19 protein-coding genes are annotated in these 20,876 nt (G+C 35.3%); 11 read left to right on the top strand and 8 right to left on the bottom strand.

Annotated features, from left to right (window positions below):
* The first annotated feature begins 303 nt into the window (after nucleotides 1-303).
* The 6 genes from QP953_RS21050 to QP953_RS21025 all read left to right on the top strand — a co-directional run bounded on the left by QP953_RS21050 (nucleotide 304) and on the right by QP953_RS21025 (nucleotide 6,165).
* The gene (locus QP953_RS21050; RefSeq protein ID WP_052599800.1) at nucleotides 304-879 is read left to right on the top strand and encodes a Crp/Fnr family transcriptional regulator; all 576 of its coding nucleotides are present in this window, start codon (nucleotides 304-306) and stop codon (nucleotides 877-879) included.
* A gap of 69 nt (nucleotides 880-948) precedes the next feature.
* Nucleotides 949-2,043 carry an SMP-30/gluconolactonase/LRE family protein gene (locus tag QP953_RS21045; RefSeq protein WP_309552871.1) on the top strand — a complete coding sequence of 365 codons (1,095 nt, stop codon included), beginning with the start codon at nucleotides 949-951 and terminating at the stop codon, nucleotides 2,041-2,043.
* Nucleotides 2,044-2,206: 163 nt separating this feature from the next.
* Nucleotides 2,207-3,361: a hypothetical protein gene (locus QP953_RS21040; protein ID WP_309552870.1), complete on the top strand. Its 1,155-nt coding sequence runs from the start codon at nucleotides 2,207-2,209 to the stop codon at nucleotides 3,359-3,361.
* A gap of 59 nt (nucleotides 3,362-3,420) precedes the next feature.
* Complete coding sequence (locus QP953_RS21035; protein ID WP_052599803.1) at nucleotides 3,421-3,990, top strand: RNA polymerase sigma factor; 570 nt, start codon at nucleotides 3,421-3,423, stop codon at nucleotides 3,988-3,990.
* A 6-nt stretch (nucleotides 3,991-3,996) separates the two neighbouring features.
* Nucleotides 3,997-4,656 (top strand): hypothetical protein, encoded by a 660-nt coding sequence (locus QP953_RS21030; RefSeq protein WP_309552869.1) that lies wholly within the window; start codon nucleotides 3,997-3,999, stop codon nucleotides 4,654-4,656.
* A gap of 198 nt (nucleotides 4,657-4,854) precedes the next feature.
* Entirely contained in the window at nucleotides 4,855-6,165 is a 1,311-nt protein-coding gene (locus tag QP953_RS21025; protein WP_309552868.1) for a hypothetical protein, read from the top strand.
* A gap of 93 nt (nucleotides 6,166-6,258) precedes the next feature.
* Here QP953_RS21025 and tgt read toward each other — a convergent pair whose 3' ends face one another.
* On the bottom strand, nucleotides 6,259-7,389 hold the full coding sequence (gene tgt / locus QP953_RS21020) for a tRNA guanosine(34) transglycosylase Tgt (RefSeq protein ID WP_052599806.1): 1,131 nt from the start codon (nucleotides 7,387-7,389) through the stop codon (nucleotides 6,259-6,261).
* A gap of 81 nt (nucleotides 7,390-7,470) precedes the next feature.
* Here tgt and QP953_RS21015 point away from each other — a divergent pair, with 81 nt between their 5' ends.
* Complete coding sequence (locus tag QP953_RS21015; protein WP_309552867.1) at nucleotides 7,471-8,574, top strand: glycosyltransferase; 1,104 nt, start codon at nucleotides 7,471-7,473, stop codon at nucleotides 8,572-8,574.
* 14 nt (nucleotides 8,575-8,588) lie between these two features.
* Nucleotides 8,589-9,197 (top strand): RNA polymerase sigma factor, encoded by a 609-nt coding sequence (locus QP953_RS21010; RefSeq protein ID WP_052599808.1) that lies wholly within the window; start codon nucleotides 8,589-8,591, stop codon nucleotides 9,195-9,197.
* Between the two features lie 72 nt (nucleotides 9,198-9,269).
* Here QP953_RS21010 and QP953_RS21005 read toward each other — a convergent pair whose 3' ends face one another.
* Nucleotides 9,270-10,205, bottom strand: coding sequence for a TerC family protein (locus tag QP953_RS21005; RefSeq protein ID WP_309552866.1), 936 nt, complete (start codon nucleotides 10,203-10,205; stop codon nucleotides 9,270-9,272).
* 350 nt (nucleotides 10,206-10,555) lie between these two features.
* A complete protein-coding gene (locus QP953_RS21000; protein ID WP_052599809.1) occupies nucleotides 10,556-11,482 on the bottom strand; it encodes a hypothetical protein in 927 nt (308 codons plus the stop codon).
* A 205-nt stretch (nucleotides 11,483-11,687) separates the two neighbouring features.
* Between QP953_RS21000 and QP953_RS20995 the strand changes: the two genes are divergently transcribed.
* Entirely contained in the window at nucleotides 11,688-12,530 is an 843-nt protein-coding gene (locus QP953_RS20995) for a mechanosensitive ion channel family protein (protein ID WP_197043942.1), read from the top strand.
* A 224-nt stretch (nucleotides 12,531-12,754) separates the two neighbouring features.
* A complete protein-coding gene (locus tag QP953_RS20990; RefSeq protein WP_081909655.1) occupies nucleotides 12,755-13,591 on the top strand; it encodes a mechanosensitive ion channel family protein in 837 nt (278 codons plus the stop codon).
* A gap of 305 nt (nucleotides 13,592-13,896) precedes the next feature.
* Here the strand turns inward: QP953_RS20990 and QP953_RS20985 are convergent, their stop codons facing one another.
* The 4 genes from QP953_RS20985 to QP953_RS20970 form a co-directional block, all read right to left on the bottom strand.
* Nucleotides 13,897-15,207 (bottom strand): VWA-like domain-containing protein, encoded by a 1,311-nt coding sequence (locus QP953_RS20985; RefSeq protein ID WP_309552865.1) that lies wholly within the window; start codon nucleotides 15,205-15,207, stop codon nucleotides 13,897-13,899.
* A gap of 170 nt (nucleotides 15,208-15,377) precedes the next feature.
* Complete coding sequence (locus QP953_RS20980) at nucleotides 15,378-16,799, bottom strand: aminotransferase class V-fold PLP-dependent enzyme (RefSeq protein WP_309552864.1); 1,422 nt, start codon at nucleotides 16,797-16,799, stop codon at nucleotides 15,378-15,380.
* A 112-nt stretch (nucleotides 16,800-16,911) separates the two neighbouring features.
* Nucleotides 16,912-17,454, bottom strand: coding sequence for a YbhB/YbcL family Raf kinase inhibitor-like protein (locus QP953_RS20975; protein WP_052599812.1), 543 nt, complete (start codon nucleotides 17,452-17,454; stop codon nucleotides 16,912-16,914).
* A gap of 138 nt (nucleotides 17,455-17,592) precedes the next feature.
* Nucleotides 17,593-18,441, bottom strand: a complete 849-nt coding sequence (locus QP953_RS20970; protein ID WP_309552863.1) for an AraC family transcriptional regulator — start codon at nucleotides 18,439-18,441, stop codon at nucleotides 17,593-17,595.
* Nucleotides 18,442-18,584: 143 nt separating this feature from the next.
* Here QP953_RS20970 and QP953_RS20965 point away from each other — a divergent pair, with 143 nt between their 5' ends.
* A complete protein-coding gene (locus QP953_RS20965) occupies nucleotides 18,585-20,048 on the top strand; it encodes a hypothetical protein (RefSeq protein WP_309552862.1) in 1,464 nt (487 codons plus the stop codon).
* Nucleotides 20,049-20,065: 17 nt separating this feature from the next.
* Here QP953_RS20965 and QP953_RS20960 read toward each other — a convergent pair whose 3' ends face one another.
* On the bottom strand, nucleotides 20,066-20,701 hold the full coding sequence (locus QP953_RS20960) for an ElyC/SanA/YdcF family protein (protein WP_309552861.1): 636 nt from the start codon (nucleotides 20,699-20,701) through the stop codon (nucleotides 20,066-20,068).
* Nucleotides 20,702-20,876 lie beyond the last annotated feature (175 nt).

Here is a 20,876-nt window from a genome sequence, read left to right as displayed (position 1 = left end):
AATAATTGGAGCCTCTTCTACTACTTTTGTAGAAGGGGCTTTTGTTCGTTTATAGTATATTGTTTTTACTATCAAACAATAGTTCGTTGAAAAACTTTATTAGTTTGATAATCAGTAAGTTGTATCTTTGTTGCGTTTTGTGTTAAAATTTTGATTATCAAACTAATATAAATGTGCTTTTTTATCTTTTTGGTGAAAAAAGTAAACAACTAAGCTTGCGCCCTCATGAGCGTAGCGAACTAATCAACGAACTACTAATCAAAAATATGCTAACATTTTTAAAATGCCGAAGGCAGATGAACTATGGAATATATAAAAGATTTATTGACAACACATTTGAATATATCAGAGCAGGAATGGGCAACTTTTCAGCGTTACTTGGTTTATAAAGAATTTAATGCAAAGTCTTTGGTTGTGCGAGAGGAAATGGTTGCACAACACATTTATTTTATAGACTCTGGATTGATGCGTTCTTATTACTTGGAAGACGGTAAAGAAATTAATACTTATTTTGCCTGTGATGGTGCGTTAATGACGGTATTTTCTAGTTTCTTGCGACAACAACCGTCTTTGGAATGTTTAGAAGCGGTCGAAAATTGTGCAACTTATAGTTTGTCTTATGAAGCTTTATATCAATTGTATGAGCAATTTCCTAATTTTGAACGATTTGGGCGTATTTTGGCAGAGCAAAACTATCTTTGCATCTTGGATAGAACAATGTTGATGCAAACAAAAACGGCCAAACAACGCTATCTAGATTTTATAGAAACAAGCCATCCCAAAATTATCCAAGGCATTCCATTGTATCAAATTGCTAGTTTTTTAGGTATTGCTCCTGAGTCATTGAGCAGAATTCGCAGGGAAATTGTTCGTTCCTAACATTTGTTAAGGTATCTTTTTTCTGATTGCTGCTCTTTTGTGTTTTATTAAATTATTAAACACAAAAAAATGACAGTTAAAAGGATAACAAAGTACCTAGTTGTAACCGTATTATTAGTTTTTATTGTATCAACTACCATTAAATCGACTCGTATTGATCCTATTGCTTGGGTGCCTCCGCAAAAACCAAAATTAGAAGGCGTTTTAAAAACCAATGAATTATTACAAAAAACAGAATGGATTGATTTAAAGGGATGGTACGGTCCCGAAGATATTGCGATTGATAAAGCAGGTAATTTGTATTGTGGGGTGCACAAAAAAAATGATTTTAACCAAGGAGCTATTGTCAAAATTGATAAAAATGGAACCCTTTCTGTTTTTTGCGATACCGAAAAATGGGTGGCAGGTTTGCATTTTGATGCCGAAGGAAATTTGATTGCGTGCGATCAAAAAAGAGGATTAATTTCTGTTGATCCTAAAGGAACAATTACGGTATTGGCTCAAGAAGATGAGTATGGTCGCTCGTTCTTAATTCCCAATGATGTTGATATTGCTAATGATGGGAAAATTTATTTTTCTAGCACTTCTTCTAAATATTCCTTTAGTATGTCAAATGCACTTAAAATCGTTTTAGAGGCACGCCCAGATGGTGGTTTATTTTGTTATGACCCAAGAACAAAGGCTGTTGAAACGCTGATTGATAGTTCTTTTTTTGGTAATGGCGTAGCTGTTTCTAAAAATGATGAATTTGTCTTGATGGTAGATTTGACAAAATATAGGGTATTGCGTTATTGGTTAAAAGGTTCTAAAAAAGGAACAATAGATACCTTTATTGACAATTTACCTGGTTTGCCCAATGGCATTTCTAGAAGAGCAGACGGTAGTTTCTGGTTGGGTTTTAGCTCTTGCCGAAATGATGATTTAGACAATTTGCAGCCTAGTGTTTGGTTGAAAAAACTTGTTTTTGGCTTGCCCGACTTTATGAAACCAGCTATGCAGGCTTATGGCATTGTGATGCATTTAAGCCCTACGGGAGAAATATTAAAAACCTATTACGATACTTCTGGCAAACGAGTACCTGAAGCAAGCTCTATTGAAGAACAAGATGGTGTGCTTTATTTGGGTGGAGATTTGATTGACCACATAGGCAAGTATACATTATAATAGTTGCAACTTAAGATCTTATTTAAATGAGAATAGAAATTTAGCTATGGAAGCAATGCCTAGCTGGATTTCTATTTTTTTTTTGAAAAATTTTCACCTTCTGCGAACCTTTGATTTTGGGCGGGGTATAACGGATAAATATAAAAACTAAAAATGCAGAAAAATGAAAAATAGAATTCTTGTAATGACCTTATGTTTAAGCTTTATCATATTTGCGGAAGCTCAAACCGTTCAACCCCAAAAAGTACATTCTATTGTTAAGGTGCAATATGAATACGATTGGTATGTTGAACAACATGAATTGTGGAAAAAAGAACTAACGAAAAATCCGAAACATGCAGATGGTTGGTTGAGTTATTACACAGCAGCGCGAATGGCTAAGATATTAGCACCCGATCAAGGAACAAGAGAAAAGTGGATTCAAAGAATGAAGGCAATTGTAACCGAAATGAAAGTGCCGATAAAAGGAACCTATGAGTATCATTACATTCAAGGTTATGATGAAATGGATAAATCGAAGGGAATTGAGCATATTTTCGAAGCTTATAAATTAGATGCTACTCGTCCTGATGTATATGATGAGTTGGTTACGTATTATGAAACCAATCGAAATAAAGAGAAGTTAGAAGAAGTATGCAAAAATTGGAAAGCTAGTAGCGATTTGTCGCCAACACTCTTAAATTGGAATTATAATATGTTAATGAGTACTCAAAAGAATGCTATTTTAATTACGTTTGGAGACAATGATACGTACCCCTCGTTAGTCTTGCAGTATGCAGAAGGAGTACGAAAAGATGTGACGGTTATCAATAGTAGTTTGATTTTTTTAGAGGATTATCGAAAAGCTTTGTTTAAAGAGTTGCGTATTCCTGAAATTGAAGAAGAAATTACAGGAATAAAGATGATTGTAGATCACATTATTGAGCATAAAGGAGAACGTCCTCTTTATACGGGTATCGCTGGGAATCATGCTGCTTTAGGTCTGAGTGATAAGTTATTTAATGTAGGATTGGCAATGTTTTATTGCGATGAGGAAATTAGCACAACTTCTTATTTGATTAATAATTTTGAGAACCATATTTTATTAGATCATCTAGTTTGTACCTTCCACAATGAAGTTTTTCCTAGTGCTGTGGATCGTTATAATTTGCTCTATGTTCCAGGATTAATGTTATTATACAAACATTATATTTTAGTAGAGGATGTTCGCAAGCAAGCTAAAATTAAAAAGATTGTTTTGAGTATAAGCAAAGGGTGTCAGCAAGAAGAAGCCATAAAAAAACAGTTGAACTATTATGAAAAACTAGCCCAAAAATAATGAATTCGCTTTAATTTAGGTTGTTCTTTAACGAACCAGAACAGCCTATTTTTTTTATTATGGAAAGAATAAAAAACAAATCGGACGAGGATTTAATGCGACATGTTCAAGAAGGGGCAGAATGGGCGTTTAATGAACTGTATCAGCGATACAGTCAGCGAATTTTGTATTTTATGTACAAGATGTTGCGGCAAGATGAGGCAAAAGCACAGGACTTATTGCAAGATGTGTTCTTAAAAATAGTGGAAACTCCCGAAAAATTTGATGTAACACGAAATTTTAAAACTTGGATTTTTACTGTAGCTGCGAATAGTTGTAAGAATTATTTTAGAGCGCAAAAAGGAGGCTTTTTAGAGTTAGAAAAGGCACCCAAATTGACAACGACTCAAGCGTCTGTGGAGTTGAATACGGGAATTTTTCAAGCGCAATTAAACGTAGCATTAGACGAGTTGGCTTATGTATACAAAGAAGCGTTTGTTTTAAAATACAGAGAAGGCTTGAGTCTTCAAGAAATTGCACTGGTGATGAATTGTCCTTTGGGGACGGTTAAATCTAGATTGAGTAGTGCCACAAAATTATTAGGAAAGAGATTGGCTCCATTTAGAGCAAGCCTTTTGACAAAAGATTAAATAAAAATGGAAATATATAATTTATTAGAACAAAAAGCATTTGATGAATTAAATGCAGCAGAACAAGCTTTTGTATTGGAGCAAATGTCTTCGGAAGCCTATGATTATGAGCGAAGCATTATTTTGGCTAGCCAAGATTTTTGGGAACTAGAATCGGCTCAAATTCAACCTGCCCCTCCTCATCCTAACAGGGCTTTGGCGGCTTTGAAAGCTAAAAAATCTAAAGAAACGCAACCTTCCAAAGGAATCATAGCTGCTTTATTGGCGTACAAAATACCTGCGTGGCAGGCTGCTGCTGCTTTGATTTTTGTTTTTTTCTTTGTACGAGGCTTGGGAACAGCCCAACAAAACCAAACTATTATTGTTGCAGAGGAACATTTGCGAGATACCGTTTTTGTTAAAGAATATATTACAAAAGTCAAAGAGTTACCAGCAGACACATTAATCAAAGTCATCTACAAAGAGGCTCGTCCAAAAGAGAATCGCAATGAAAATGTATTGGCTTCCAATAAGCAAAGTCCTGTTCCTAACAAGAATGTGAAGCCCCAAGGGCAAGCCATTGTTCAGGAATTTGATGATGTGCTACAATATTGCAATACTGCTTCTAGTTCTCCTGCCAGTAAAGATACATTTTTGCAAATACTCAGTAATGAAGTTTTCTTTTAAAAAATGCTTGTAAAAATATTCTACTTATTAGTTTTAGTTTGTTGATAATTAGTTTTTTAGGTCGTTTGTTTGTTGGGTAAATATCTTAAAGGCAAACAAACTTTACCTTTCTTTTGAAAGAAGGGGCGTTTAACTTTAGAGTATTCAAATACATTAATTTTAACACAAAGAAAACATTATTAAAAAAAACTAAAGTAAATGAAGATTACTATTATCATTGGCGTTCTATTGTTAAGTTGTACCAATTACTCTTTTGCCCAATTTGGGAAAATAAAAATCAAAAAACCTAAAATAACGGCTCCTTCAAAATCCAAACCCTCCAACTCTAACTCAACGTCTTCCGAATCAAATAAAAAATCGTCCACAACTCAAAGCACCACTTCTAGTTCTAGTACAGGGAGGACTTCTGAAGGTGCTCCAACACGTCGCTCAGAACTACCGAGCTATGAAACGTATAGCAAGGTAAGGGATAATATAAGATATGCCAAAAGTGCAATGGAGGATGCTTCTTGGAAAATAAGTCCCGATGAGAAATCACAAAGTAAAATATTAAATTACTTGAGTAAAGCGAAAGAGAATTTAGATATCTTAAACCAAGATCCTGCAGAAAAAGATAGAGCTTATTTAAAACAATTTAATGAAGACTATCCTCTTTTGAAAAAGCAATGTATGGACGACCTTGCCAATTATTCTAATAAATCTCAATACATTGACCGTTTAGAAGAGTACAATAGATGGGTTGCTTTAGGTTCGGATTATAGTAATGACAATTTTACTCCTAACTATAAAGATTATGAAGCCTTGCTAGCAGGTTATGAAAAAGAGCAACCAGAGCATTTTAAAAATAGCAGTCGTACTCAAAAGATAGTGGCTACCGTTAACAATCATTTTGAAGTAGATGTTTACAAAAAAGTAGATGACTTGGAGCAGGACGTAAATGCGCTTATCAAAAATATTCACCGTTTAAATAGCCGTCAAGAAGAAACTTACCTTTTAAATGCAGATAATTATTTAAAAAAGTTTGAGAAGCCTACCAAGTTGTTAGAAGAATATAAGCAAAACTTGTTAAAAGATCACACGTCAGCAAATGCCTTGACCGCAAAAATGGACAAAGAAAAAAGTATGTTAGAAGAATATATCAATAGTGGCAAGTTAGCAGCACATCAAGCTAAGTACGCACAAGAAATTATTGATAGTAAGCGTTTGAGAAAAGGAATGTCAGATAGTAAAATTGAGTCGTATGCCAAAGATGAGCTTCCTGCTAAATATGGAAAAATACTTAGAGTAACCATTGCTTCACCAGGGTGGTATGTCAATAAAAATGCTTATATACCTCTTAATAAAAATGTACAAGTTGAATTTGCAACTCAAAAAGAAGATGGTAAGTGTTATTATGTTGGGGCAATTATAAGAAGAAATTATGAAGGGGGTGGCGTCTATAGCGACACTTGGTATATGACAGGGATTTGGAACGATGGGGAAATGAACTGTAAGAATGTTAATAAGTAATTAAGAGAATAATATCTAATAAGTGGTTGTTAAAGAGGCTGTCTGAAATATTGAATCAGGCAGCCTCTCTTTGATATAAAAAGCGATTTTGTACTACAAACGACGACTTAATTTAGGAACCATTTCATTTTTCCAAGCAGTAAAGTCGCCTGCTATAATATGCTTGCGAGCTTCACCAACCAACCAAAGATAAAAAGCTAGGTTGTGAATAGAGGCAATTTGTGGTCCTAACAATTCTCCCGAAGCAAATAAGTGTCGTACATAGGCTTTGGTATAAAAGCGAGAGGTTGGATTAGGAGCATCAGGATCTAATGGAGAAAAATCTGCTTTCCATTTGGCATTTTTCATATTCATAGCCCCCTCTTTGGTGTAAATAAGTGCATGACGAGCATTTCGAGTGGGCAATACACAGTCAAACATATCTACTCCCAACGCAATACACTCCAATAAATTGGCAGGTGTGCCAACACCCATCAAATAACGAGGTTTTTCTTTGGGCAAAATACTACAAACTAAATCGGTCATCTCATACAAATCTTCGTGAGGCTCTCCAACAGATAATCCCCCAATTGCATTACCAACACTATCATAGTTGGCAATAGTTTCTGCCGATTGTTTGCGCAAATCTTTGTATACAGAACCCTGTACAATAGGAAAGAGCGCTTGTTCATAACCATACAAGGGATCTGTTTCATTGAACCTTGTCCAACAACGTTTTAACCAACGATGAGTCATGTGCATGGAGCGTTTGGCGTATTTGTACTCACAAGGATAAGGTGTACATTCGTCAAACGCCATGATAATATCTGCTCCAATTTTGCGCTGAATATCCATCACATTTTCAGGAGTAAACAAGTGCTTCGATCCATCAATATGGGAAGCAAAAGTTGCCCCTTCTTCTTTTATTTTTCGGCGGTGAGCCAATGAAAAAACCTGATATCCTCCACTATCTGTTAAGATGGGTTTGTCCCAACCATTAAATTTATGTAAGCCACCTGCCTGCTCCAAAATATCTGTTCCTGGGCGCAAGTATAAGTGATAGGTATTGCCCAATATGATTTGAGCGTTGATGTCATTGGTCAATTCGTGTTGGTGAACACCTTTTACAGTAGCAACGGTTCCTACAGGCATAAAAATAGGCGTTTGGATATCCCCATGAGCGGTATGCAAACAGCCTGCTCTTGCACTCGAATTGACATCATTGGCCTCTAAATCAAATTTCATCTTCATAGACATTTTTTTAGTTTAAATTGTGTGCTTTGGATTGGGAGTTCTATTTTCGGTGTTCAAAAAAAGAAAATCACCATGGATGTTTTTTTTATAATGTGGTATAGTATCGCTATCCTTCAATTAGGCTATTGGGGGATTGTTTTTCAACGATTAGTTTGGTATCGCCCCTTGCAAAATCATACCATTTGTTCGTTTCCAGGAGTATCCATTATAATTTGTGCTAGAAACGAAGCTGCAAATCTACAAAAAAACTTAGAATCTATACTACTGCAAGATTATCCAATATTTGAAGTTATTGTTGTTAACGACGACTCTAGTGATGAAAGCTTAGATGTATTAAGAGCCTACGAAGGACAATTTACACATTTAAAAGTGGTACATCTACGTAATAAGCAACGTCAAGGAAAGAAAGAAGCCTTAACAAAAGGTATTGCTCAAGCGAAGTACCCTTGGATTTTGCTAACAGACGCAGATTGTAAGGCAGCTTCTAGCAATTGGATACGACAAATGTATCAACAAGCAGAAGCGTCAAAAAGTGCTATTGTGTTAGGATATGGTCCCTACACACGTGCCAAAACTTGGTTAAATCGTTGGGTGCAATTTGAAACAATCTATGTTGCCATTCAGTATCTCTCTTTTGCCTTGTGGAAAATTCCTTATATGGGAGTGGGGCGAAATTTGATGTATCAGAAGTCTCTTTTTATACAAGAAAATGGATTTGAACGGCATCAGCACATTGCTTCGGGAGATGATGATTTGTTTATCAATGCGGTTGCGAATAATCACAACACAGCTATTTGCTTGCATGAAGATAGTTTTATGTATTCGAATCCTCCTAACTCATGGAAGGCTTTGTATCGACAAAAACAGCGACATTACTCGACTAGTACGACTTACAAATTCAAACATAAAATATTACTCGGATTACTTTCTGTTTCTCATTTTTGTTTTTATCTAGGATTGTGTATCTTTATTATAACAAATAATTGGACGAACTCAATAGTAGGAATCATTTTATTAAGAACTTTATTGATGCATCTCGTGTTTGGGAAATATCTAAGGAAAGTCAAACAACGATCGTTTTTGAAGTATGTTTTGATCTTAGATGCCTTACTTCCTATATATTATATTATTTTTGCTTCGTCTTTGATGGGGCAGCAAAACAAAACTTGGAAATAGAAATAGCATAACCAATGAATAAAAACTTATCAGATAGAGCATTAGAAGATTTTGAATTGGTTCGCAAGGCCGTAGAGGGGAATAATCAATTGGCTTATGCAGAGTTAATGGAACGTTATCGAGATTCGATTTATCATACGATGTTTAAGATGGTACACAATCACGATGATGCAGAGGATTTGACCATAGAGGCTTTTGGGAAGGCATTTAGAAAATTAGCTACTTATACACCCAATTATGCTTTTAGTACTTGGTTGTTTAAGATTGCGACCAATAATGGTATTGATTTTTTGCGTAAAAAACGCTTAAAATTATTATCCATAGACGATACTTTAGAAAAGGATGGCGAGCAAGATTTTTCTAATAACCTAAAGTCAACGGCTTTAGATCCAGAAGAACGCTACATTCGCCAACAGCGTAAATTAATTATGCGCGATTTATTGAATAAGTTGAGTGATAAATATCGAGTGATGATTGAACTACGATTTTTTGAAGAGCTTTCTTATCAAGAAATATCTGAGCAGCTTGATTTGCCTATTGGAACTGTAAAAGCACAACTATTTCGTGCCAAAGAGTTGCTTTACGATATCTTGAGCAAAAGCAAGGCAGGGAACTCGTTGTAAGCACAAATATTTGCTGCCTTAAGAAGATAGATAAAGAATAACGATCAGTTCTAAGGAGTCCTATTGATCTGATTAGTCATTTTCCATTTCATTATCTTGAACAACAGTTACTTCTACTGTCGTGTCATTGGTCGTATCCAAATTGTATAAATCTCTTTCTTTGGCTTCTTCCAATGCTCCCTTTAGTTGCACTGGTTTTCCTTGTTGGCGGACTTTGATGTTTAGCAATTCTACTGTTAAGGAAAAGAAAATAGCAAAATACATATACCCTTTGGGGACTTCTACATTGCTTGGCATTAGGTGAGCGCTATGAGCACCTTCTACAACCAACATAAATCCAATCAAAATTAAAAAGGAGAGTCCTAGTACTTGAATAGAAGGGTGCTTGTTGACAAAACGACCAATTGGTCCTGCAAAAGCCATCATGATAATCATGGAAATTACCACCCCTAAGATCATAATAGACAATGGGTCATAGAAACGAGTAGGGTCAGAAGCCATTGGTGTTCGCGCGACATCTTGTGTGAGTCCGACGGCTGTCAAAATGGAATCAAATGAGAAGACAATATTTAACAAGCAGATTTGAAGAATGATACTGCCTAATGTGTTTTTAGGGTTGTGATCTCCTGTGTTTTCTTCATTAACACCCTCTAATTTATGATGAATTTCAGAGACGGACTTGTACAATAAAAACAAACCTCCAAACATCAAGATTAGACTTTGCCCCGTCACTTTTGCATGCATGCCCCAAATATGTGGCTCCCATAAGGGATCTTGCATAGCAATGATAATCGTTATTCCAAAAAGTAAAACAATTCTCAATAACATTGCTAAAAACAAACCAATATTACGAGCTTTGGGTTGTTGTTGTTGAGGGAGTTTGTTCGCAACGATAGAAATAAAAATAATATTATCAATACCCAAAACGATCTCCATTAACGTTAGCATACCTAAAGAAATCCATGCTTGACTGGTACTGAATAATTCTAAAATTGCTGTGAAATCCATTGCTGTAATATCTGATTTGGTGTACGGTGTATTATAATAGAATAAGGAACACCAAATGTAATTCTTTTTTAGGAAGGAATAAAAAAAATGGAGGAATTGTCATCAAGAAATCTCTCCAGTAACTTTGTTTCGTATTGGTTAATAATACTTAGTTGCGTTGCTACGCCGTGGTCGTGGATTGGTTCGTTTTGCCATTTCTTACAGTCATGAACTTACGATACTGGGTTTACTTATATGTTTTAACTTTTGTTCTTGATAATCGAATTAATGCGACTATATACAAAGTAATGTGTCTATCAATGAACTACTAAAATAAATAGTATTGATAATGAACTAGGTAGCCGCAAGGCTTATTGGAAGCTTGGTTTTAAACCACGAAGCCCCATGTCTACAACCGCTTCGGTTGTTCCTGCACTAGCATCAATATCCAACTCACCATTACCATTAGAATCAACCCACTCAAAGCTCTGATTGGTAGAAAAAGATAACGTTACAACAATATCTTCTGTCTCATTTCCCGTTATTTCTAATGGATTGCCATCAAAACTACCCGTAACTAAGCAAGAACCTGGAGGGGTAGGAGTAGTGGCATTTAGAGGGTTCACAACAGTTGTAGCCTGTGCATCGCCACTATAAATAGAATTGGCACTGGAATAAGGATTACTTAAATTAGTCTCAAATGCCCAGAAGCCTTGTAGCTTGTTTGAGTTGATTGACTTGGTTCTATTTTTAGGTGTCAAATCTTTGATATAACTATTAAACCCAACAAAAGAAGCAATCGTACCTTTTTCATTATTTAGATCTGTGGTGCCAGAAGGCCAAGTAGGGACATTTTTGACATTGTAAACAATATCATAATTTTGGTAACTAACGGATACCCGAATGTGTGGATATGTTCCTGGTGTTACATCTGTCAATGGAATTTCATAAAATGTTTCACCTTCTGTTTTTACAACTGCTTTATCAAAATCAATGGCATTGTCTCCGCCAGAAGTGGTTTCTGCACCATGATAAACAATAGCCCCACCATTGACAGGAGTCAAAGCACTAGGCACTAGCTCTATTTTGTGAGCACTCATGCCATTAAATTGAGGATTTTGAGCAGCATTACCATTAGGAACACTTGAGGGTTGGGCAAAAGCATCTAATCGATCTTGTGTTGGGTCAAATTTTAACTTAAAAACAAGTTTGGCATCATTTTTTGGTGGGGTCACATTGGGTTCGCAAGCACTAAGAAAAATAGCACAGAGTATACAGAAAAGGAATGTGGTTCTCATAAGAATTGTATTTAAATAATCAATAAATTGGCAATGTTGATTTGTATTTACCAAGTACCAAAAATAACACCATAAATTTGATTTTTCAAGAAAAGATACCTATCTATAATTAGGGGAAGTAGATATAAAACTATACTTTCGATGCTGAAACCTTTTACTATATTTATTTACATCTTATTTTTTACCCCCTTAAATCTTTAGTAAAATGAATACATATTTATTATTAGCAGACTTTGATTTAATGGCTTTTTTGCAAGGAGAAAGCTTTATTAATGCATTAAAATCGTTGGGCTTAGCTATTCTGGTTTGGATTGTTGGTACGATTGTTATCAACCAAGTTGTAAAAGTAATCACGAATGCTATGCAAAGAGCTAAAATGGATGCTTCTCTACGCCCATTTTTAATATCAATGATTGGTACATTGCTCAAAGTCCTATTGATGCTGGCGGTTGCAAGTACATTGGGGATGGAAGTGACATCTTTTGTAGCTATTTTAAGTGCCGCTGCTTTTGCAGTAGGAATGGCTTTACAAGGTGGTTTGGCTAATTTTGCAGGAGGAGTAATGATTTTGGTTTTCAAGCCATTTAAAATTGGTGATGTCATTATTTCGCAAGGCTTCACAGGAAAAGTGAGAGAAATTCAAATCTTTAATACCATTTTAGTAACTCCAGATAATCAAGTTATTATTTTGCCTAATGGTCCTGTTTCTAATGGACCTATTCAAAATATAACTATGGAACCAACTCGTCGAGTAGACATGACGTTTGGAATTGGATATGGAGATGACATTCAAAAAGCAAAAGAAGTAATTGACCAAGTCTTAAAAAGTTGTCCACATATTACTGATCATTCTAAGACGGCTGTGTTTGTATCAAGTTTGGGCGATAGCTCTGTTAATTTTGCCGTTCGTCCTTGGGCAGCTACAGCTGATTATTGGGCAGTACATTCTTATATGCAAGAGAATATTAAGTTAGAATTTGATCGAAATAATATAGGAATACCTTATCCAACCATGGATGTTAATGTATTAAAACAAGACGAGAACTAGTAATAATTTTAAACAACTTCTTTGATAAAAGACTATTTGAGCGTCCCTCAAATAGTCTTTTTATTTCGAATCTTCTACAGCTTAAACATACGTTTATACAAAGTGTAAAAAATACTATTTGTCGAAAAAAAATTATGTAGATAGATAAAAAAGTGTAATTTAAGGATCAGAAACCTTTTACGAATCATTTTATTTAATCAAACCCCCATTAAATTTTTAATCAAATGAATGCATTTTTATTTTTGGCTGATACCGATTTTGATATCATTGCCTTTTTGCAAGGAGAGAGTTTTTTGGATGCGCTTAAATCTTTGGGATTAGCAATTGTCGTTTGGATTGTAGGATCTATCGTTATTAATAAGGTGGTAGATATTATCAGAGCGAGCATGAAGAAAGCAAATTTTGATGTCTCCTTACGCCCTTTCTTAGTATCCATGATTAATGTACTACTGAAAGTCTTATTAATGTTGGCGGTTGCGAGTACATTGGGAATGGAAGTTACATCGTTTGTTGCCATTTTGAGTGCTGCTGCATTTGCCATTGGTATGGCGTTGCAGGGAGGTTTGGGTAACTTTGCAGGAGGAGTAATGATTTTGCTATTTAAGCCTTTCAAGGTTGGTGATTTGTTAACAGCACAAGGTTTTACAGGAACCGTAAAAGAAATTCAAATCTTTAATACAATTCTGTTAACCTTAGATAATGAAGTGATTATTATTCCTAATGGTCCATTATCTAATGGAACTATGACCAATCATTCTATGCAAGGAAAGCGAGGCGTAGCATTTACATTTGGAATTAGCTATGATGCAGATATTGATACTGCCAAAAGAGTCATCATGGAAGTTGCAGCAACTTGTGAGCATGTTATTGACTTGGATAAATCAGGCGTTGTCGTAGCAGAGTTAGGAGATAGTTCTGTGAATTTAGCAGTGCGTCTTTGGACAGATCCTAACAATTGGTGGGATGTTTTCTTTTACATGAATGAGCATGTTAAGAAGGCATTTGATAAAAATAATATAGGAATACCTTACCCAACTATGGATGTTAATATAACTAAGTAAACATCTTAATATTACTTCGTGGAGAAATTGTATTAATTTGATTGCCACGAAGTATTAATTTAATAGTGTTATAAAATGGTAGTTAGCTTTGTTACTCCCTTCGGTCGTGAGCTCGCATAGCTCGGTTCGCTGCTACTTCGTGAGTGCTGTGCAGTTGATAATCAAAGGCTTAATGTAAAATGTAATAAGTTTTTTAACTTGTTGATTATTAGGGTGGTAAGGTTTTTTTTAACAAACTATTGATAAAAACGATGAGAGGACCAAGAAATATTATCTTCTCATCGTTTTTTATTTATTCTTAGACCTTAGGCTAATTGTTTGGTCATCTTAACCTTTCTTCCAGGCAAGAAATCCCAAGTGTCTTTGTCAATACCTTGGCTCGTTACCATCCATAAAATGGGTTTTCTAGAAACGACAACAGGAGCAGGTGCATAGCCATCCGTAAAATAGACAATGGCATCAGGTAGGTGTTTTTCATTAGCAAATTCAATTGGAGCATTAAAGTCTGTTCCTCCACGACCACTAATAAGTTCAGGCGGTCTTCCTGTGTAAGTATATTGGTTGTGAATATGTGTATCGCACTCCACGACATAAATTTCTGCTCCTTGTTTCCAAATGTGATACAACTCACCAAAAAATTCTCTTAACTCATCCTCATTGACCGAACCAGAAGTATCAATAGCTACCAAAATCTTTTGTTTTGACTGTATTTTAATTCCAGGGTTTGTACCATAACGTTTAGAAGGTCTTCGTATCGTGTTTTTTAAACGAGTACGGCTACTACTAGCTGTAAAAATGCGCAAAACTCTTCGCCAGTTGACATTAGGTTTTAAAGATTCTACTAGTAAGTTGATATATTCTTGAAGACCGCCAGGCAACTTGCCATAGTCTTTGGATTTGACCCTAGAAACCGAGTTAACGATAGATTCATTGATGGCAGCATTAATCATTTTTTGTTCGGCGCTAGACAATCTTTCAAATTCATCCCAAAACTTATGCTGATTCAACTGTTCGTTGTCTTCATTTTCCATCAACTCCTTTAAGCGATTTTGAGCTTGATTCAAACCGTTAGCCGCCTTATCGTCACTTTGAGCATTATCCTCCTCATCATCTTCTCCACAACCACTACCACCGTCTTGTTGCATATCTTGCAGTTCTTCAGATAAGCGTTTGTAGTAATAATCAATTCCTTGCCCTCTATTCAATTTGAATTCAGGAAAGTCTTCCATTCGAATGGCATCTTCTGTTAATTGGTCGGAACGAATGTATTGATTGGCAGCTAAGTCCGAAGCAATACCAAACAGCTTCTTATTGCCAAATTCAGGAAAACGTAGCGCATGTTTGAAAACGATGTGCAGAATTTGATGTTTGATGGCGCCATAACGCAGTGCTTTGGTAGCCTCTTCGTCGCCAGGTATTTTTAATGTGTTATCCCAATAATCTGGGTTGACAATCAATTTGATCATCTGATTGCTGCTAATGGTTGTAGCAATCGAACTCGTTCTTTCTGAAACATCTTTCAGAATACTTGTGAAAAAGTGACCATAGAAGGTCTCTTGAAGCATTAATTGAATACTTGTTTTAGCGACCTCATCTAGTATGCGTTGGTGACTCATCTTTTTAGTTACAGCGTGATTTAATATAGGCTTATTGCCTTATCATAGAAAAATGTATCCGTGTGATATATTTTTTTACTTTGTAGATACATGTCTATAAACAGACAAAAAACACAAAATATTATCATATAGTTCAAACTATAAAATTAATAGATTTTTGTTAAAAACGTTCAAGCTGTTATGGTTTTTCTAGCAATTTCTTGAATCTGTTGCCAAGCATGTTTAATATGATGCGCTTTAACAAAGGTTTGTCCTATGACTAGTCTTATAGCATATTGCCCCTTGATCTTTGTGTGTGTCAAGTACAGAAGACCAGTTTTGTTGAGGTGTTGCAAAATAGTTTCATTAATATTGTTTAGTGTTGCTGCATCGTTGATAGGAGTAGGGTGGTAACGAAAGCAAACAAGATTTAAACTGGTAGGAGCTAAGATCTCAAAATCAGTACTTGTCTGAATCCAACTAGTAAGTTCTTGTGCTAAATCAATGTGTGTTCGCAACTGTTTTTGCAAACCTTTGACACCATAGGAGCGGAGCACAAACCATAATTTAAGGGCTCTAAAACGTCTTCCTAAAGGTACTCCCCAGTCTCTATAATCGTTGACAATACCTCTATTGGTTGTTTTTAAATATTCGGGTAATATTTCAAAGGTTCTCAAGAGGCATTCTTTGTCTTTTATAAAATAAACAGAGCAATCAAAATTAGTCAACAGCCATTTGTGAGGATTAAAAACAAAACTATCAACTTGCTCTATACCCTGAATCATCCACTGAAACTCAGGCAAAATTAAAGCAGAACCAGCATAAGCTGCATCGACATGCAGCCATATAGCATATTTTTGACTAATAGCAGCAATCTCTTGTAGTGGATCAATGGCAGTGGTTCCTGTGGTTCCAATTGCAGCAACAATACAGGTTGGATGAAGTCCATTGTTGATATCTTCCTGAATGGCTTGTTCTAGGGCATCTCCTCGCATACGGAGTTGATCGTCAACAGGTATTTTAACTAAGTTTTTTTTACCCAAACCTGCAATTTTTACAGCTTTTTCAATTGATGAGTGTGTTTCTGTTGAACAGTATACTCTAAGGTTATTGGCTGTGATACCGTTTTGATTGCTATCAAAATTCGTTGCTTTTTCTCGAGCAGATAAAATTGCAGTTAAGGTAGCTGTAGAGGCGGTATCTTGAATAACCCCTTCAAAATTATCAGGAATACCCATTAAATCTCTTAGCCAATTCATGACACGTTCTTCCAATTCTGCAGCAGCAGGAGAGGTATCCCAAATCATACATTGTGCGCCTAAAGTAGCAGTAAGCATTTCACCCAAAATAGAGGGAAAAGAGGTGTTGGCTGGAAAATAAGCAAAAAAGTTAGGGTGCTGCCAATGGGTAATGCCAGGTAAAATAATGTCTTGAAAATCTTTAAATATTGCAGACATTGCTTCTCCTTCAATCGGTGCTTGAGCAGGTAGTTGATTATAGATTTCCCTAGGTTGAACTTGTGCTTTGACAGGATAGTCTTCGATTTGCTCAAAATAATCTGCCATCCAATCTACCATTAGGTGAGCATAGTGGCGAAATTCTTTATTTTTCATAATTTGATTTTTATTTAATTTGAACTTAATGCGCTATCGTACGATTTTTCCACGAAGTAATGTAAACTCAAATTAAATAAAAATCAAATCTTATACAAGTTGTTAAAAAGAACTATCGTTTATAATAGACAACAATAGAAGCTTTCTCAATGGTTTTGGAATTGATCATATAACCCACTAACGCAGGATTCGCCTTTTCGTCTACGCCTAATTTATCTGTATTAAGGGCATAAACAGTAAGAATATAGGTGTGAAAACCGTGACCTTCTGGCGGGCAAGGACCTCCGTAACCAATAGTTCCATAGTCTGTTAAGCTTTGAATTACTCCTGTTGGCAGCAGGTCGCTTTGAGCTTTTCCTGCTCCACTTTTTAGCTCTTTAGTCGTACTAGGAATATCAAAAGCTAGCCAATGCCACCAGCCACTACCTGTTGGCGCATCAGGATCGTACATTGTAATGGCAAAACTTTTGGTGCCTTTAGGGGCATTTTTCCATGATAATTGTGGTGAAATATTTTCTCCTGTGCAGCCAAAGCCGTTAAAAACTTGTTGGAGGGTAGCTTGTCCTCCTAAGTCGTTGCTTTCCAAAGTAAATGTTTGAGCTTTTAGATTGAATGAAAATAAAAAGATAGAGATGAATACTAAAAATTGATACATAAGATAAAAGTTTTAATGGTGCAACGTTTTGCAAACAGCATACAAGAGGTCTACAATGTTTGTTGCTAAATATTTTAACTAAGTACAAAAGTATTCTATAAGAAGATACTAAAAAGGTCAACAGGTATGCTAAAAAGCTCATTTGTTGGAAATACTCCTAGAAGGGAGCTGTTCACTGGGTAGTTGACCAAAATGTTTTTTGTAAGCTCTAGTGAAACTAGAAAGGGTTTTGTATCCCAAGTCAGTAAAAATTTCAGAAGGCCGTTTGCCTTGTTGCAACAATTGAAAGGCATTATTCATCCGTTGGTTTGTCATCCATTTGTGGGGTGAAGTGCGATAAAATTTGGCAAAATAACGCTTAAAAGTAGAGGTACTCATGTTGCATAAAAATGCCAATTCATCCAAACTCAAGTTGGAGTAAATATTGTTTTCAACACTATATCTAAAATGTGTTTCTATGTTTGTATGTCGTTGAGAAAGAAAAGAATCTAAGATTTGGGGCTCTCTGTGCAACAAATAGAGCATGATCTCTTGAAATTTGATGGTTAGAATTTCTTGAGATAATTGTTGATGGGGTAAAATTTCTAAAGAACGACGAAAATTTTGAGTGTAATTGTCATAGCTAAATTTTAAGACATTTTTGCAAAGCTTCTCAGAAGGAAGAGGTGTAATGGCATATTTTTGTTGAAAATCGTGCAAAATCTTGTCATTAAATGTCAACAAACAGCTTTCATAACTATTAGAATCCAGTCCCTTTTTTTCTGTCATCAAACAAACTGGGTTCGTAATGAGCGTAAATTCGTTGTTGTTGATGGATAAAATCCCATCGGTGTTGTGGATTTGTTTCTGACCCTCAATTAGAAAACTAAATACATATTGAGAGAAAGCTACTTTACTTTTTATTAACTCTGTCTTACTTTTGTAATGGATTAAATTAATATCCTGTGTATTGGTAAGTATGTCATTGGGAACAGATACTTGTTTCATCTGGTTGTAATCTTGTAAAGTTGATAAAAGGAAGCGACAGACGACGGATTTCTAATAGCTAGAAAGATAATTGAAAATTGAGTGTTTTACAAAATGACCAACTAAAAAAGCTTTTTTAGGTTAATCTTTTTTAAGAAAACTTTATGAAGACAGATTTATTGCAAGAATTGATACAGAGTTTGTCTAGTGCCGAGAAGCGGTATTTCACCCTGTATGCTACTCGACATATTACAGAAGAACCGAATCCGTATGTTTTGCTATTTCGTTTATTGGACAAGCGGAAAGCGATTAATCAAGCAGACTTTGAGAAAGAATATCAAGCAAAGGTTGGACTAAAAAAGTTCAAGAACATAAAAAGCTATTTGGGGAAATTGGTATTAGAGAGCCTAGAGGGGTTTTACAAAGAAAACGATATTGAGATCAAATTGGGTTCTTATTATAACCAAGCTAAGATAATGATCAAAAAAGGCTTGTACAACCAGTCAAGTACGTTGATCCAAAAAGGGAGTACATTGGCACAAAAACATGGCTACAATAATTATGTTGCTATGTTCCAATTTTTGCAGCTGAAGTATTTTTCACTCATTAAAATCAATTTTAACAAAAACAAGTTAATTGAAAATACAGAAAAATTATACGAAAGTATTCATCAATATTTAGACATTCAAAAAGAAGAGATAGATGTGTATGTTTGGTTGAACAAACTCTACCATTATGCTAGAAGCAAACCAAAGATTAGGGCGCAACTAGACTTTCCAACATTGACAGAACTCCAAAATAAGTTTGACCGTTTTGAATGTTATACAGTTGCAGGACAGATTGTTCACAGCGAGCTATTGGCTATTAGAAATAATCAAGAGGGGCGTATTGAAGATGGTTATAAGATTCGAGAACAAATGCATCAAAAATTAAAGCCATTAAAAATAAAAGGAGATGATAAAAATACATACTGTAATTTCTTACTCAATTTCGCTGCTGCTGCATTAATGTTGCAGCAATATCAACGATTTAATGAGTTATTGGATGAACTCTATGTTTTTTTTCAAGCAAATTACACCTCTGATTTAAGTATTTCAAAAGATATATTACTAAGGTTTTTTATTCTAAAGCTAGAACATTTAATCGTTATAGAAAAATTGATAGAACTAGAAAAATTACTTCAAGAAGCGGTTGACTATACGAGTAAATATATTGCGGCATTAAACCCTGTACTCTTAAAGGTGGTTCAGCTCTCAATAATAGAATCCTATCTAAAACTCAAAGATTACAATGCTTGTTTGAATAGCATCAATGCTTATTGGGATTGTTACAAAGATGATGCTAATATAGCAAGTCGGATTAAAGTAGATTTTATGATGATTACTTGTCATTATGAACTAGAAAACTTTCAATTCTTAGAAAATTATATCAAGACATTGAAACGAAAAAAATACAATGATGCTAATTTCTCAACCTTTTTAAATGCGATTCAGAAAGCATGCAAAAGTCCTAGTCGAACGGAGCGAAAACAGGTTTTTATCAATCTTAGAGCACATTTTATAGAAGCCTATAAGAATAGCCCATACGAACTCAACAAGCTTTTGACTTGGGTGGATAAGTACACCTAAAGTAGGGATTATCGCTTTTACCGAATTTCGATTTGTTTCCCTAGATATTTAGGTTGAACCCCAAACAAAACGTCAATCAAAACTTTGACTCGGGCTAGTTTTTCTCGAATTTGGACTTTCAAACCTGCTCGAATGGAAACATCTTTGGCTTCGAAGCCAATCGCATTGATGTGTTTGTGGTTGGCAATGAAGACCGCACGCTCATTGTGAAATTTTTGGGAAATAATGGTAATGTTTTTTTGTCCAAATATAACGTTGCTACGAACGACAGAATCTAAAGTTCTAAAACCTGCATAATCTAGAAAAATCTTGTGCTCAGGAATGCCTTTTTTTATTAAGTCTTCTTTCATGTCCGTAGGCTCATCATATCCTTTTCGGCTGTTGTCACCACTAACTAAAATAAAGTCAATTTTCCCAGCTTTGAATAGTGCTGCCGCAGCTTCTATCCGATATTTGTAATAGCGATTCAAATTTCCATTTTGAAGCAACTTTACAGTGCCAAGGACTAGCCCTACTTTATTGTAAGGAATGGTCTCAATATTCTTGTATAATTTGTTTTGAACAGAGGATTGAACATAATAATCTGCTCCAAGAATAAGTACAACAAGGAAAAAGAATGAAGAAAGTAGAATGGACATTAATTTTTTTTTCATAAGGTTTTAGTGTTCTTTTAAAATCTGCCTTCATCTATAGTATTAATTTATTGAAACGACACCATAGCAGCGAACCTAGTTTGCTAGCTCATGACCACAAGGAATAATAAAATTAACTAAAAACAAAGCGCTCACGGAGTACGACACAGCGTAGTAAAACTAATCAATGAATTAC

This window comes from Aureispira sp. CCB-E, from assembly GCF_031326345.1.
Lineage (GTDB): Bacteria > Bacteroidota > Bacteroidia > Chitinophagales > Saprospiraceae > Aureispira.
Note: the sequence above shows the minus strand (reverse complement) of the source record. Positions and strands in the feature narration are given on the sequence as shown.

Excerpts from the sequence above, each read along its gene's own strand:
- QP953_RS21030 (WP_309552869.1), top strand. The coding sequence starts at position 3,997 with ATGGAAATATATAATTTATTAGAACAAAAAGCATTTGATGAATTAAAT.
- QP953_RS20970 (WP_309552863.1), bottom strand. The coding sequence starts at position 18,441 with ATGAAACAAGTATCTGTTCCCAATGACATACTTACCAATACACAGGAT.
- QP953_RS20985 (WP_309552865.1), bottom strand. The coding sequence starts at position 15,207 with ATGAGTCACCAACGCATACTAGATGAGGTCGCTAAAACAAGTATTCAA.
- QP953_RS20980 (WP_309552864.1), bottom strand. The coding sequence starts at position 16,799 with ATGAAAAATAAAGAATTTCGCCACTATGCTCACCTAATGGTAGATTGG.
- QP953_RS21005 (WP_309552866.1), bottom strand. The coding sequence starts at position 10,205 with ATGGATTTCACAGCAATTTTAGAATTATTCAGTACCAGTCAAGCATGG.
- QP953_RS21040 (WP_309552870.1), top strand. The coding sequence starts at position 2,207 with ATGAAAAATAGAATTCTTGTAATGACCTTATGTTTAAGCTTTATCATA.
- QP953_RS20990 (WP_081909655.1), top strand. The coding sequence starts at position 12,755 with ATGAATGCATTTTTATTTTTGGCTGATACCGATTTTGATATCATTGCC.
- QP953_RS21050 (WP_052599800.1), top strand. The coding sequence starts at position 304 with ATGGAATATATAAAAGATTTATTGACAACACATTTGAATATATCAGAG.
- tgt (WP_052599806.1), bottom strand. The coding sequence starts at position 7,389 with ATGAAATTTGATTTAGAGGCCAATGATGTCAATTCGAGTGCAAGAGCA.
- QP953_RS20960 (WP_309552861.1), bottom strand. The coding sequence starts at position 20,701 with ATGAAAAAAAAATTAATGTCCATTCTACTTTCTTCATTCTTTTTCCTT.
- QP953_RS20995 (WP_197043942.1), top strand. The coding sequence starts at position 11,688 with ATGAATACATATTTATTATTAGCAGACTTTGATTTAATGGCTTTTTTG.
- QP953_RS21010 (WP_052599808.1), top strand. The coding sequence starts at position 8,589 with ATGAATAAAAACTTATCAGATAGAGCATTAGAAGATTTTGAATTGGTT.
- QP953_RS21035 (WP_052599803.1), top strand. The coding sequence starts at position 3,421 with ATGGAAAGAATAAAAAACAAATCGGACGAGGATTTAATGCGACATGTT.
- QP953_RS21025 (WP_309552868.1), top strand. The coding sequence starts at position 4,855 with ATGAAGATTACTATTATCATTGGCGTTCTATTGTTAAGTTGTACCAAT.
- QP953_RS21000 (WP_052599809.1), bottom strand. The coding sequence starts at position 11,482 with ATGAGAACCACATTCCTTTTCTGTATACTCTGTGCTATTTTTCTTAGT.
- QP953_RS21045 (WP_309552871.1), top strand. The coding sequence starts at position 949 with ATGACAGTTAAAAGGATAACAAAGTACCTAGTTGTAACCGTATTATTA.
- QP953_RS21015 (WP_309552867.1), top strand. The coding sequence starts at position 7,471 with ATGGATGTTTTTTTTATAATGTGGTATAGTATCGCTATCCTTCAATTA.
- QP953_RS20975 (WP_052599812.1), bottom strand. The coding sequence starts at position 17,454 with ATGTATCAATTTTTAGTATTCATCTCTATCTTTTTATTTTCATTCAAT.
- QP953_RS20965 (WP_309552862.1), top strand. The coding sequence starts at position 18,585 with ATGAAGACAGATTTATTGCAAGAATTGATACAGAGTTTGTCTAGTGCC.